Below are 1,411 nucleotides of genomic sequence, written 5' to 3' on the forward strand. Positions count from 1 at the left end.
TAATGCTGTTCACTTAAGCGGTGCAGCCTTGCGATCTACCGGATAGCGGGTCTTGGAAATCTTCACCGTCCTCGGCGTTGTCGGCCGGGGACGGTGTTCCAGGAAGAGGCTGCCAACCCCAGACCGTAGTTGGGACAGCCGCCTCCCGGTAGCCGATGCCGGTTGCGCCGCAGCCATCACGATCAGCTGTGCCGCAATGTAGTGGCAGGCAGGTTTGAAGCGTATTTCCGAGGGCGCGCGGCCGTAGGCAACCGCCGCTTGGCTCGCCTCGCGGCGGATGATGTTGTACGCCAGCAGCAGGCCCCAGACTTCCTGATACACCAGCTCGATGGTCTTGCTGCGCAGGGTCAGTGCATTTCGCTGCATCGAGCTTTTGAGATCGCGGAAGCCCAGTTCGATTTCCCAGCGCTCTTGGTAGAGCTCAGCTACGGCCTTTGTGCTGTATGCAGTTGCCGGCAGCGACGTCAGCACCGTCTTCATCTTGCCCTGATGCTCGTAGCTCACCTCACGCACTCGCCAGTGCGTTGGCAGCGCGGGATTCTTCTTCCGCGCCTGCGCGGAGACGCGCATTTCCAGGATTCGATCATTCTGGTTATAGCGCTCCACTTCTTCGCCTACCAGATTGCTTCGCGAGGGCGTAAGCCAGTGCCGCTCAGTACCGTTTCCGGCCAGACTGAGGAGCAGATCCGCGCCCCAGAAACCCTTGTCCAGCAAGGTGACTGAGCGATCCGGGATCTTCTCGATGAAGTCCTCTGCCAAACGCATTTCGCCTCGACGATAGGGGCTGAGCCGGGCATCGAGCATGATGTGCGAGCGCACGTTCATCAGTGCTACCAGCCGCATGAGCGGATAAGGCGTCTGCCGTTCGGTACCGGTATTGCCCGAGCCGAAATGCGCACGCAGTTCCGGGGTGTCTGCGGTGCGCAACAGCGCGCCGTCCACGGCCAGCACCTGCAGGCCCTGCCAGTCATCGTCGGGATAGCGCTCGGCTCCCCAATGCTGGCCGCACTTGCGGAAAAGATCCTCTATCGGATCCGCGCCAAGCCGCGCGCGCGCCTGGCTGATGCCGCTGCGCGCAGGCAGATCCAGCGATGCCAAACCTTGGGCGCAGATGTTCAGCCGCCTGGCCACCTCATGCACCGGCTCGTCGCGGAACAGGGCCATACCCAGCACGAGCCACAGCACCTGATCGCTGGGTAATCTGCGCCTGCGAATTGTGGCCTGCGAGGAGAGCTCCAACGCGCTGGACACCCATTCCACCGGGATGTTCTGGGTGAAGGTGCTCAGGTCGGAAAAATTGAACAGGTCACCAAGGTCGAGCAGCTGCTGTTGGATGGACACAAAAAATCCGATGCCAGAAGACTGGCATCGGATTCTGATTGGCCCAGCTGCTTAAGTGAACAGCATTACG

1 protein-coding gene is annotated in these 1,411 nt (G+C 61.1%); it reads right to left on the bottom strand.

Going from position 1 to position 1,411, the window contains the following annotated elements:
• Positions 1-9 precede the first annotated feature (9 nt).
• Positions 10-1,335: an IS4 family transposase gene (locus NQ204_RS19535; protein ID WP_256644702.1), complete on the bottom strand. Its 1,326-nt coding sequence runs from the start codon at positions 1,333-1,335 to the stop codon at positions 10-12.
• Between the last annotated feature and the right edge of the window lie 76 nt (positions 1,336-1,411).

The sequence above is a fragment of the Stenotrophomonas testudinis genome, assembly GCF_024499815.1.
Classification (GTDB): domain Bacteria; phylum Pseudomonadota; class Gammaproteobacteria; order Xanthomonadales; family Xanthomonadaceae; genus Stenotrophomonas.